Origin of the sequence: Cyanobacterium sp. uoEpiScrs1 (assembly GCF_947331815.1) — a bacterium.
GTDB lineage: Bacteria > Cyanobacteriota > Cyanobacteriia > Cyanobacteriales > Microcystaceae > Rippkaea.
Map to the genome: position 1 here is coordinate 557,335 of NZ_OX373462.1, position 12,345 is coordinate 569,679.

Below are 12,345 nucleotides of genomic sequence, written 5' to 3' on the forward strand. Positions count from 1 at the left end.
ATCAGGGAAGAAATTTATAAGGTCATTAACAAGCAAGTATCATGATTGATAAATTATGCTTACAATTTGAGTGTTTATAACTATAAATTTGTTAATTCAGCTAGACTTACCATGGAGAAACATAATTACGATTCTATTGATATCTTTAAATCTGGAGTCGTCTTAAATTAGTCAGTTGATCACTCGATATAGGAGGTGTAACCCAAAATGCCAAAAATTGGTTTTTTTAGTCGTTTTTCTCTATCAAGAGATATGGGCATAGACTTAGGGACTGCCAATACCCTCATCTATGTTTCTGGTAAAGGAGTGGTGCTTGAAGAACCATCAGTAGTTGCTATTGATCAAGAGCGAAAACTTTCTTTAGCAGTTGGGGAAGAAGCTAAAAAGATGCTAGGTCGTACTCCTGGGAATGTAATTGCTGTACGTCCCCTACGCGACGGTGTGATTGCTGATTTTTTAAGTGCTATGATCATGCTTAAGGAATTTATTGCTCGCGCCCATGAGGGGAGTCCCTTAGGAAATCCAAGAATGGTGATTGGAGTGCCCAGTGGTATTACTGATGTAGAGCGCCGTGCAGTAATTGATGCCGCTAGAGAAGCTGGAGCGAGAGATGTGGGTTTAATAGAAGAGCCGGTCGCAGCTGCGCTTGGTGCCGGGTTGCCTGTTACCGAAGCTACAGGTAATATGATTGTTGATATCGGTGGGGGAACTACAGAGGTAGCAGTTTTAAGTTTACAAGGACGGGTACTTAGCGAATCTGTTCGAGTGGCAGGAGATGAACTAACTGAGTCTATCATTAACTATATGAAAAAAGTTCATAATCTCGTGATAGGGGAACGTACCGCTGAAGAAATTAAAATTCGTTTAGCATCAGCCTATCCACTGCGACATGAAAATGAGCCCATTATGGAAGTACGTGGGTTGCACTTAATGTCCGGCTTACCACGGACTATAACGATTAAAGGAGAAGAAATTAGAGAAAGTATGGCTGAACCTTTGGCAGTTATTGTCGATGCCGTAAAACGGACTTTAGAGAGGACTCCTCCAGAATTAGCGGCAGACATTATTGACCGAGGAATTATGTTGGCTGGCGGGGGTGCTTTACTTAGAGGTCTTGATACTCTTCTAGGCCATGAAACGGGGATTGTAACTCACGTAGCTGAAGATGCTTTACGCTGTGTTGTAAAAGGAACTGGAGAAGTTCTCAAAAACCCCAAAATCTTAAATCGAGTTTTGAGTGAAAGCTCCCGTCTAGTTTAATAAACAACTTCTTAGGTAACTGCAGGCAATGACATGCTAGTAGGCAAGCAATGATATGCTAATAGTGCGGCGTTGGTATGTTCGATATGGCTCAAAATTGATGTGGGCAGTTGTGTCCGTGGGAGTCGGTTGGTTTTTTCGACAAACACAGGGTGCACCTATACTAGAACTATATTATTGGCTTAGTCTTCCTTTTAAACAAACTCCCCCTGTGCTACTACAAGAGCGACTTACTAATGCCAGGATTCAAGAGCTAGAAATGCATTTAGCCGAACTTGAACGACAAAATAAACAACTACGAAAACTTCTAGGATATTTTGAGACACAATCTCAATCGGTGATCACCGCGCCCATTATTGGGCGTAGTGCGGACGATTGGTGGAGACAAGTGATTTTAGGTCGAGGGAGCCAGGATGGAGTTGAAGTTGGTTTTATTGTCACTGGTATTGGAGGTATTATTGGTCGGGTAGTGGATGTTACTATTCATACTAGCCGAGTTTTATTAGTCAGCGATCCTACAAGTCGGGTGGGAGCCACGGTAAGTCGTAGTCGCACTATGGGGTTAGTGGAAGGAAAAGGCTCTCAAATAGTAGTTATGAGATTCTTTGAGAAAGTGCCTAAAGTTCATCCCGGTGACATTATTACTACTTCTCCAGTGAGTCGTATTTTTCCAGGAGGTCTACCTATTGGACGGGTTGAGTCAGTGAATTTCGAAGGTAGTCCTGCTCCTCAGGCAGTGATTAAACTAACAGCCCCAATCAATGACTTAGAATGGGCGATTATCACTCCTTTTGACAGCAAATGATGTTTCGGTTACGTTATTATCTTATAAATGGGTTGGTAATTGGTGGATCTATAACTCTATGTTTATTGTTGTCCCCCACTCGTTTACCTGGGACGCAGTTGTTGGGTATTGGTACTAATTGGGTGCTAATTTGGGTGGTGATTTGGAGTATCAATAGAACTGTTTTTCAAGGGGTAATAGCAGGACTTTTGTTAGGATTAATTCAAGACGGATTGACAGGAACTTATCCTTCTCATGTTTTTGGTTTAGTTTTAGTAGGATTTTTTACAGCTCGTTTACAAAAGCAACGCTATCTTCAAGAAGACTTTATTTCAATTGCTTTAATTGTCTTTGTTATGGTTTTTTTTGTGGAAACCATTACAGCAATTCAATATTTTGTGGGTAAAATGCGTCCTTTAGAGGAGATTAGTAGAGATTATCAACAGTTAGTTTTATCTTCTGCAATTTTGAGTAGTTTATGGGCCCCTGTGTTCTATTATCCTCTAAATTACTGGTGGGAAAAAGCTCCTCATAAAACTCAATATAAAGCAAATAGTAAAAAATAAAAAATTAGGGATATCTCATCCTAAATCAGTGACTAATAACTTCTAGATTTTAACTTTAAATTTAATTAAGCGATTCTTTCGCACTTGATTTGTTCATTATAAAAATATTAGAGTAGTTTCTAAATCAGAAAATAACTAAATCATATATTTATATAATTGATAGCTTTAATTTTTTTTAAGCTAGTTAGAATAGTATACAGGGAGTATATAGTTTATTTATAAAATTCTTTCTTTGTTAGAAAGAAATCAAAATATTGCATGATATTTACTGATAAATATTAACTAATACATAAGTAAAATAAAATACTAAATTATATAGCTAAAAAATTATTTAGATTGTAGACAACAAGTAGGTAATCTTTATTACTTTATGTTTATAAATAATTGTATAAGCAACACAATCACTGATAAATTTAGTTAAATACATAATAATTATCTTTATTTAAAGATAATTTACATAAAACCATTCAAAATAAACTATTGTAAAATAATTTAAAATCTTATTTTATAGTTTTAAATTAATAATTATTCAACGGTTACACTCTTAGCCAAATTACGAGGTTGGTCTACATCTAACCCCCGTCTAGCAGCAATATGATAGGCTAGTAACTGTAGGGGGATGACTGCAAGAATCGGAGATAATAATTCATCAACATGAGGAACAAATAGCAAATCATCAAATGTTGATCTTGCTTCATTATCATCAATAGCTGTTACTCCAATCAACCTTGCATCTCTTGCTTTTGCCTCTTGTGCATTGGATAATATTTTATCGTAAACTAGCCCAGGCATTGCAATCGCAACGACTGGAACTTTAGAATCTAACAATGCAATAGGTCCATGTTTCATCTCTCCTGCGGGATATCCTGCTGCATGAATATAACTAATTTCTTTTAATTTCAAGGAACCTTCTAAAGCAATAGGAAAATTAATGCTACGTCCTAAAAATATAAAGTCTTTAGTGTCAGTAAAGTCGTGAGCTAATTCTTCAATTTTTTTCTCTTGTTTTTCTAAAATAATCTCAATTTGAGACGGTAGTTCTCGTAAACCTTTAATTAAAGTGCTAATCTTATTTATTGTTAAGTGATGTTTACGATGAGCTAAATGAATAGCTAGGAAATAAAATCCCATTAATTGGGCTGTAAAACTTTTGGTTGCTGCTACTCCAATTTCAATACCCGCTTGGGTATTTATGATACGATCTACCATATGGGCTAGAGTACTTTCGGGGCGATTTGTAATTCCTAAGATTCGCGCATCGTAGGGAGGAACTAAGCCGATACGTCGTTGTTTTTCCATTTCTAACGCAGCTAAAGTATCAGCTGTTTCTCCTGACTGAGTTACACCAATAGTGAGGGTATTTGCCATCATCGGTGCAGGAGAATAACGAAACTCTGAGGCATATTGTACCATCGTAGGAATTCCTGCAACTTGTTCGAGCAAATACTTACCAACTAAACTAGCATTCCAACTAGTTCCACAAGCAACAATTTGAATATAATCAACATTGTCGCACAATTCTGTTGCTGACCCCAAATCAATAGGACTTATATCGTTATCATCTTGTGCACACCAATCATTTTGTAAATAGGTTTCCAAACAACTTCTAACTACTGAAGGTTGCTCATAAATTTCCTTTAGCATAAAGTGACGAAAACCTTGTTTTTCTACCGTAGTTGCTGTCCAATCAAGAGTTCTAGGAAGCTTTTTTAGGCGTTTTAATGTAAAGTCGTAGACTTCTACTCCTAGGGGCGTTAAGCGAGCAATTTCCTCATTCTCCATCGATAAGACTGCATGGGTATGAGGAACTAGAGCAGTGACGTCAGAAGCACAGAAAAATTCTCCTTGACCAAAGCCAATAATAAGGGGGGCTTGATTTCGCGCTACGATTAATTCATCAGGATAATCTGCACAAATAACCGCAATGGCAAAAGATCCTTTGAGACGATGAATTGTTTTTTGAACAGCTATAATTAAATCGTCATATTCTGAGATTCGGGGAAGAAATTGAGCAATTAAATGAGGGATAACTTCTGTATCGGTCTCGGAGAGAAATTTATAACCTTGACCTATTAATTCTTCACGCAAATCTCGATAATTTTCTATAATGCCATTTTGTACCACGGCTATTCGCTTGGTTGCATCCATGTGAGGATGGGCATTATATTCTTCTGGTTTACCATGGGTAGCCCAACGAGTGTGGCCAATACCAACTTGGGAAGGGTTAACATCCCGTTCCAATTTTTCGCGCAGATTATACAATTTTCCTTTAGCCCGTACGCAGTGAATGTTGCCTTCTAAAAGAGTAGCTATTCCTGCTGAATCATAACCTCGATATTCTAATCTTTCTAAACCGCCTATTAAAATATCCGTTGCGGTTTGAGTTCCAATATAGCCAACGATTCCACACATAAGTTTAAACTAGAAATTTATTAATCCCATTAATTATCAGTGATTAAGCTGATTGTGACTATTGATTTTTAGAGGTTGTTAGAGCTTAATAAACCTTAACTTCCAGGTTAATTCAGACATTAGAAGTCTAATTGACTAAATTATTAATGATTTAATATAATGAATAGACGTGCCAAACCAAGGTCATGTTTCACCATAAATACGACTCTAGAAGTACAGCTCTATAAAAAGTTAAAGGCAAAATAAATTCAAATTATAGTTAGTGATTACAATCTACCTATACTATTGTTATAAATTTAATTTACCTCCCATCGCTTAAAAGAGTTTTTTGCAAAAAATCGTAATTAGATTACCTCTGAACTAGATATTTTTTAGACTGACTCTGTGACAGATATCAGTGTTTAAAAATTATCGGTTTCTAAACGGGGAGAGGTTACTGACCCTGCGGGATTTAAAAAAAGATTTCCCGCCGCATCATTAGGATAAATACAGTTAATTTCCGGTTTAGTCTCAAGAGAACCGGTAAAACCGAAAGTATTCATACGATTTTTACAATCTCTAACCTGTTCTCCTGTAATCAATCTTTGTTGTTCAAGTAAACTCATATTAGCACGGCGTAATACGCATCCTGGTTGCATTGCTGGTTGAGTAACAAAGACACTAAAAGGGTTAAGAGTAATAAAAACTCGCATATCAGTAACAATGGCACTAGCTCCAAATTGAACGCAAAGTTCAGCGTCAGGCACACTTTTATCGATGACCTCCCGTGAGGCGACATTTTGGGGATCAAAACTAGCAGTGGAACTAACTCCAATGCCAACGCCAATTCCTAAGACAAAAACTCCCCCTAACAGGGCAATATTAGCGTAATTAAATTTTGAACCAGAAGAGTCTGGAGAAGAATGACGAGGTGTTCCAGAACGGTGAGAATAATCGCGAGGTCTACGTGCCATATAAATTTACAATAATTCTTTATTCAGAAAAACAAACGAAAAGAGACATTCCGAAATAAGACACAGGTCTTGATTACTTGATCGTATTTAACAAAGGACATTGATGATTCTAAAATAACTTAAACTTGAGCTAGATTAAAGATAAATGTTTTTTAGTTAAAGGCTACTCATTATTATTCATGATAACTAAAAAGAACCTCTTGTTTTCACTATTGTTATTTATTCCCCTTTCTTTTGCAGCTAGTTATTTCCACTGGGAATCGAAAGTAATTTTCATTACTGCTATTTTATCCATTATTCCGTTAGCTGCTTTGATGGGGGAAATAACAGAAGCAATTGCAATAGTGGCCGGTCCAAATTTAGGAGGATTACTCAATGCCACTTTTGGAAATTCCACTGAACTAATTCTGGCATTAGTTGCTCTCAAAGAGGGGTTAGTTGATGTAGTTAAAGCTACCATTACAGGCTCAATTATTGGTAACTTATTGTTAGTCATAGGTTTTGCTATGTTATTCGGGGGACTTCGTTACAAAGAACAAGAATTTCAACCGGTGGCTGCCCGATTAAATGCCTCTTCAATGAATTTAGCAATAGTTGCTATTCTCTTACCGACAGCCGTTCAATATACTTCCCCAGGAATTGAAGGACAAACCTTACAAAATCTCTCAGTTGCCGTGGCGATTGTTTTAATTATTGTTTACGTTTTAACTCTAATTTTTTCCATGAAAACCCATGCTTATCTTTATAGCTTGGTAATAACGGAAATGCAAGGTGAAGACTTATCAAAATCCAGGAAAGAAGACTTCGGAAAAATTAATGTGAAAAAGTTGGTATTTCTCCTATTATTAATAACTCTTGGGATTGCTATTGAATCAGAATTGTTAGTTTCTTCCCTGCAAGAAGCTACAAAATCCTTAGGACTCACTCCTTTATTTGCTGGAGTTATATTGCTTCCTATTGTAGGGAACACTGCAGAACATACTACAGCAGTAGCAGTTGCTATTAAAAATAAAATGGATTTATCTATGGCTATTGCAGTAGGTTCTAGCTTACAAATTGCTCTATTCGTTGCTCCAGTGTTGGTTATTTCAGGATGGATTTCAGGGCAATCAATGGATCTTGGTTTTAATCCTTTTGAATTAGTAGCTGTTGCCGTCGCCGTTTTAATTACTAATTCTATTAGTTCTGATGGTCGGTCTAATTGGTTAGAAGGAATCTTGTTATTAGCGACTTATATAGTGATTGGATTAGCGTTTTATTTCCATCCTGTGATTGATGGATTTTAAACTCGTAAAAATATGAATTAATTTAATTGAATACTATTGTATAGAAATAGAAGTCCGACTATAGCTTTGAAAGAAACTAAAATATAACTAGAAGTTCGATAACTAAATTAATTTGTCAACGCTGCCATGGCTATGATTATAGCCAGTAAAAACCTAGAAGAGCTTAATTTTTATAAAAAAATTATAATAGGAAAACTGTTGCAAAGACATTCACTGATAAGATTAATTGATTTTCAATTTTAGAAATATAAGTTTGGCGAGATCTAAAAACTTTGTTGTTGAAAACAACAGCTAATACATAATACCTGTAAGGTTGATTTTTATTAATCAGTTTGACTAATTATTTTTTATCTCCAATAGATAATATAGCTAGTCTAGAAGAACTATAATTTTTAAAAAATTACAGCAGTTAACCCTGTTTTAATTTTGCTCCCAGTTCCCACTTAATTCGATTTAGAATAGAGGACTGATCTAGAGATGATAGAATGCTTTTAACTACCGTCTTTGGACCTTTAGGCCCCCAGGAAGCTCCATTAGCTAAATAACGTTTTGTAACTTGTCCAATAGTGTAACACGACGTACCGGCAACAGCTCCTTGAGTAACGGCCACAGAGATATAGGGAAGCAAAGAAATCCCTCCTGTTACCGGTGTAGCTAATCCTAATACACTCTTAAGAGAACTCAAGCTAAAAGAAGCCAAAAATTCACTCCCTGTGATACTACCCATACTAATTCCAATTCTTTGAAGTAAAGCGATTGCCCCTTGTTGAGTCATATCCACTCCGTACAATCGGGACAAGGCCAAAATCATGGATAAATCTACCACTGCCCCCGTCAACAAATCGAAGACTGTCACCGGATTAAAAGCGATCGCCACAGCTTTTACTATTACTGCCTTTTGAATTAATTTATTGGCCGCCTCTTCCCGAATGATCAGCTTTCGTTCCACTATTTGTTCGTTGATTTCTGAGGCGTACAACATTGTATTTAGGGCTATCAGAGACTTTCCTTCCCGATGTAAAATTTCAAGAATTTTCAATTTCAGAGCTTCAATTTGCGGTTTTCCTCGCTTACGTTCTTGTTTTAAGTTTCCTCCTTGATTTTTTATCACTTCTGTCACTAAGGGAGAAGCAGCCACCATCACTATTTCATCGGGAGATAACAACTCTCTTACCCTATCATCCCGAATTTTTTGATAAATTGTCAGGCGATCAGCTTCAGGATACTGATCAATTTTGTTGAAGGCTAAAATCATTGGTTTTCCTACTTCCCGTAATTGGCATAGGGTCTCATATTCTAGATTAGTCATATCCCCGGCGATAATAAATAAAATTAAATCTACCTGCTTAGCTATCTTATGAGCTAATACTTCACGGGTTTGACCGCCGACTTCATCAATTCCAGGAGTGTCAATTAATTGTATTTGGGAACTTCCCCATCCAGGCAATTCCAGTCTTTGAATTCCCTCATGAGCATCATCAGAGTTAAATTGCCAATTGGCATTATCAACAGTTTTTGTCACTCCATGTAAAGGACCTGTTTCAAAAATTGCTTGACCTAAAAGAGAGTTTAAAATCGAAGACTTTCCCCGTCCCACCATTCCAAAAGCAGCTATTTGTACCAAAGACTGCTCCAATTTTTCTAACATTGTCGTTAGATGATTTAACTCAGTTTCTAATCCTACTTGTTCAGATTTAGTTAAATCAAGATGATTAACCAATCCTCTCATTGCATTTTGAGCTTTTTTGTAGTTAATTTCTTCCTGAATAGCATCAAAATTAATAATTCCTGGATCTAAGTCATCAGAATTCCAATAATTGCCAAAGTTGGATTGAAACATTGTGGTTAGAACAATTGGATTCAATAATTTACCGTTTTCTTATTCCATTATGACTGACTAAATTTATGATTGAGGTAAATTCTAAGTCTAATAAATCACTCTCATTACTTAATCCTAAGAGGAATTCCCGTTTTTTTACAGAAATAAAGTGTTAATTAATTGTCCTAATATTCGTCTTTTTAGGAATTCCATTTAACCTTAAAATATCATCCACAGTTGTACAATAATTTTTTAATCCAAAAGTTGCTGGAGTTACAGGAGATTTATAAACAAAATGGCGATAATTAATTGAAAAGCGATCCCAATCTTCCATCCGTAATCGAAAAATAGCAATAAAGAAATTTATTAAGGCAATATTTAGAGGAATGCGAAAATAAATCTTCTTATTAAGATAAGCACAAATTTGTTTAACTGCTTCATTAACTGTAATTGCTTTATTTCCTAATATTAACTGTTTAATATTACGTTCCCCAAGAGGATGATCAACTATATATTTAATAACTTGAGCAATGTCTTTAGCATGAATATAATGAAAACTTCCATCTGCTTTAAACCATCGAATCAAGTTAATCCATTTTACGACATCAGAAAAACCGCCAGATAAATGAGAAAAAGGTTTCTTCTCTTCTCCCCCAAATACTAAAGTAGGAAATATAACAGTAATTTTATTGGCAATAGACAAATCAGGAAGTTTAGTATAACAAATATATTTACTACTAATATAATTAGTGCCAAATTCTCTTGCTTCTGCAAGAAGTTTATTATTTTTGTCTAAAATACTTGCAGTAGAAAAATAGATAACTTGTTCACATGTTTCTACGTCAAATGAGTCAATTAATTCTAACATCTTGACAACATTAACTTCATAGGATTCTTGAACACCTCCCCAACTAGTTGCAGCTAAAATGGCAATATTTATAGTTTTTAGTAATCCTTTAAATTGATCTATATTCTCCAAATCTCCTCTTAAAAGATGAATATTGGGACGAGATTTGTAATCAAATTGTAGCTTTTCAGGGTTTCTAACTAATAAAAACAGCTCATGAGCTGTTTCTTGTATCAAGGACTCCGTCATGTAGTGACCAATACAACCACTTGCACCTGTCAAAAAAATTCGTTTCATTAATGATACCTAATAATCGACCGTTAACCTTGAGAGAAAAAAATTATAAATCTCCCTCACATGTGTCAATTTATTTTGACACTTTCACAAATAATAAATGAACTCACAAGTGTTTTAACAAAAAATCCACCTACTACCTCACGGAAGACTGTCTGATCTTTATCAGACGATTTAATTTTCCAAATTAATCCATTTGCCATTACTATCGTTTTATTTATTTATTTGGAGACTATCTATTTCGGAAAATGCCTCAGAATAAATCTATCAGCTAACTCAAATTACCGATTTTTGGGCAAGAAATACTGATAAATGTATTGAGTACATCATCGCGTTATGATGGTAACATGATTTTTAAACCGTCTAAAGAAGATCAAACTACAAACTAAATCCCATAAACAAGTAGGGGTAGGTATATAGGCATTACTGATGAAAATATTAATAAGGGGTAACCAATTAAACTAAAATAGCTGATAATTAATTGATTTGTTTAGCTGTTTCAAAGAAAAAACGTACATTATCTTCAGGGGTTCCCACTAAAATGCCATGTCCTAAATTCAGAATATGACCAACTTTTCCGGCTTTACGAACTGTATCAAAGATACGATCACGAATAAACTTTTTGGATCCAAATAAAACCACGGGATCAATATTGCCCTGTACTTTTACATTAGACCCTAACCGTTGTCTAGCTTCAGCCATGTCCACGGTCCAATCTATACTAATCATATCCACCCTTGATTTTACCATTCTTTCTAAAATCCCTGCACTGCCGCTTATATAAAGAATAAGAGGTGTATTAGGATGAGTTTGTTTTACTTGGCTTACTACCTGCTGTTGATAGGGAAGAGCGAACACTTCATAATCTCGGGGAGTTAATTGTCCTGCCCAAGAATCAAACAGCTGCACTACCTGCGCTCCACAATCAATTTGATAACGAATATAACTAGTGATCGCATCAGCTATTTTACTCAAGAATTTATGGAGGATAGACGGTTCAGTAAAAGCCATAGACTTGATTATGGCATAATTTTTAGAGCTTTTTCCTTCAATAGCATAAGCTGCTAAAGTCCAAGGACCACCCACAAATCCCAAAACTGTCGATTGATTACCTACTTCTTGTCGTAAAGTTTGTAAAATAGTTTCAATAAAAGGGAGAGAGACTTTAGGATCAAAGGGATGGAGTTTGTCAATCTGTTGTTGAGTCCGAATTGGAGAATTAATTATCGGTCCCTTACTTTCAGGAATCTCGAAGGGAATACCCAATCCAGGTAGAGGAGTTAGAATATCAGAGAACATGATGACCCCATCTGGTTTAAATGCCCGCCAGGGCTGTAGGGAAATTTCGATTGCTAAATCAGCATTTTCTGATCTATCACGAAAGTTGGGATATTTATCCCGTAAATCCCGATAAACTTTCATATAACGTCCTGCCTGCCGCATCATCCAGACAGGGGGACGCTCCAAAACCTCGCCCCGCAATGCGCGGAGCAAATACGGGATTTCTGTTGCTTGGGTCATCCTAGCTTCTCTAATCTAATAATTTTGGTGCACCAAAACTACGGGTGCTCCTGTCAGCTTATCATTCAAAGGTGGAATGTCTATACTGATAATTCACGAATATTTACCTTTAAATTTCATGGCTTTTCTAGGTTAGCCATGATAGGATAGCAACAGCAAATGACAGATAAAAACAGATAACAACAGACAATTTAAGGTCTTTCATTACACATTGCGAATCTTTCAAAATTACAAAAACTAAACTTGTATATGGGTTTTAGTTCTGGTATTTGAGGTGAAAGTGTACAGTCAAAATAATTATGTTTACAAAATGTTAGGTACTGGCTTATTACCTAACAACGTACGTAACAAACCAGTACCTAATATTTTGTTTTATTTGAGTTACCCTGTGTAATTAACTTTTTTAGTTATCCATATCTGTTGTTTGTATAAAACTTTCTATATAATTAATCGAAATACAATTAATTATATAGAAAGTTAATTATGTATCTAAATATAACAAGGAAGTCTATAAAACTAGTCAAAAGAATTATACGTAAAAAGTATGTCTATATATTTATAGGTATTTTTCTTACGTGTTTTCTAACATTACCTACTAAAGCT

Annotated in this window: 9 protein-coding genes; 4 read left to right on the plus strand and 5 right to left on the minus strand. The window is 35.6% G+C overall.

Annotation, left to right across the window (positions count from 1 at the left end; translation table 11 throughout):
- The first annotated feature begins 216 nt into the window (after positions 1-216).
- From OXU93_RS01985 to mreD, 3 genes are read left to right on the plus strand one after another with little or no spacing between them, the layout of a single operon-like run.
- On the plus strand, positions 217-1,260 hold the full coding sequence (locus OXU93_RS01985) for a rod shape-determining protein (protein WP_416378791.1): 1,044 nt from the start codon (positions 217-219) through the stop codon (positions 1,258-1,260).
- A 55-nt stretch (positions 1,261-1,315) separates the two neighbouring features.
- Positions 1,316-2,065, plus strand: a complete 750-nt coding sequence (gene mreC, locus OXU93_RS01990) for a rod shape-determining protein MreC (RefSeq protein ID WP_267384165.1) — start codon at positions 1,316-1,318, stop codon at positions 2,063-2,065.
- Entirely contained in the window at positions 2,062-2,610 is a 549-nt protein-coding gene (gene mreD, locus OXU93_RS01995; protein ID WP_267384166.1) for a rod shape-determining protein MreD, read from the plus strand. Before mreC ends, mreD begins: the two co-directional genes overlap by 4 nt.
- 525 nt (positions 2,611-3,135) lie before the next feature.
- Here the strand turns inward: mreD and glmS are convergent.
- Both glmS and OXU93_RS02005 read right to left on the minus strand, forming a co-directional pair.
- Positions 3,136-5,022, minus strand: a complete 1,887-nt coding sequence (glmS, locus tag OXU93_RS02000; protein WP_267384167.1) for a glutamine--fructose-6-phosphate transaminase (isomerizing) — start codon at positions 5,020-5,022, stop codon at positions 3,136-3,138.
- Between the two features lie 401 nt (positions 5,023-5,423).
- Positions 5,424-5,975 carry a DUF3172 domain-containing protein gene (locus OXU93_RS02005; protein ID WP_267384168.1) on the minus strand — a complete coding sequence of 184 codons (552 nt, stop codon included), beginning with the start codon at positions 5,973-5,975 and terminating at the stop codon, positions 5,424-5,426.
- A 179-nt stretch (positions 5,976-6,154) separates the two neighbouring features.
- On the opposite strand from OXU93_RS02005, the gene cax reads away from it, so the two are divergent.
- Positions 6,155-7,261, plus strand: coding sequence for a calcium/proton exchanger (gene cax, locus OXU93_RS02010; RefSeq protein ID WP_267384169.1), 1,107 nt, complete (start codon positions 6,155-6,157; stop codon positions 7,259-7,261).
- Positions 7,262-7,670: 409 nt separating this feature from the next.
- On the opposite strand, the gene OXU93_RS02015 is transcribed toward cax, so the two are convergent.
- From OXU93_RS02015 to hemE, 3 genes are all read right to left on the minus strand, one after another.
- Positions 7,671-9,101: a GTP-binding protein gene (locus tag OXU93_RS02015; RefSeq protein WP_267384170.1), complete on the minus strand. Its 1,431-nt coding sequence runs from the start codon at positions 9,099-9,101 to the stop codon at positions 7,671-7,673.
- Positions 9,102-9,252: 151 nt separating this feature from the next.
- Entirely contained in the window at positions 9,253-10,224 is a 972-nt protein-coding gene (locus OXU93_RS02020; protein WP_267384171.1) for an NAD-dependent epimerase/dehydratase family protein, read from the minus strand.
- 474 nt (positions 10,225-10,698) lie between these two features.
- The gene (gene hemE, locus OXU93_RS02025; RefSeq protein ID WP_267384172.1) at positions 10,699-11,742 is read right to left on the minus strand and encodes a uroporphyrinogen decarboxylase; all 1,044 of its coding nucleotides are present in this window, start codon (positions 11,740-11,742) and stop codon (positions 10,699-10,701) included.
- Positions 11,743-12,345 lie beyond the last annotated feature (603 nt).